The 276-nt window shown below is 43.1% G+C and carries 1 protein-coding gene; it reads right to left on the bottom strand.

Features of this window, described 5'->3' with window-relative positions; genetic code table 11:
* On the bottom strand, positions 1 to 276 hold a 276-nt coding region (locus H6A07_RS09745), incomplete at both ends, for a sodium ion-translocating decarboxylase subunit beta (protein ID WP_204814724.1).

The raw sequence follows: 276 nt of genomic DNA, 5'->3' as shown, positions 1-276 counted from the left end.
GAGATACACGCGCTGCCATTGGAACGGCAGATACACCAGCTGAACCGATAAGTGGATTAATTTTGCCACCACTGAGTTTACACATGAGTTTACCAAATAATACACCTGCTGCTGTACCGCCAGCAAATGCAACTAAGCCTAAGAAGATAATTTCAATAGTCTGTAAACGTAAGAAACTATCAGCTGACATTGTAAGACCAGTACCGAGTGCTAAGAAAATCGTTACGATATTGCAAAGTGCATTCTGTGCTGTATCGGAAAGGCGGTCTGTAACGC

Source organism: Olsenella uli (assembly GCF_016899935.1).
Classification (GTDB): domain Bacteria; phylum Actinomycetota; class Coriobacteriia; order Coriobacteriales; family Atopobiaceae; genus Thermophilibacter; species Thermophilibacter uli_B.
Note: the sequence above shows the minus strand (reverse complement) of the source record. Positions and strands in the feature narration are given on the sequence as shown.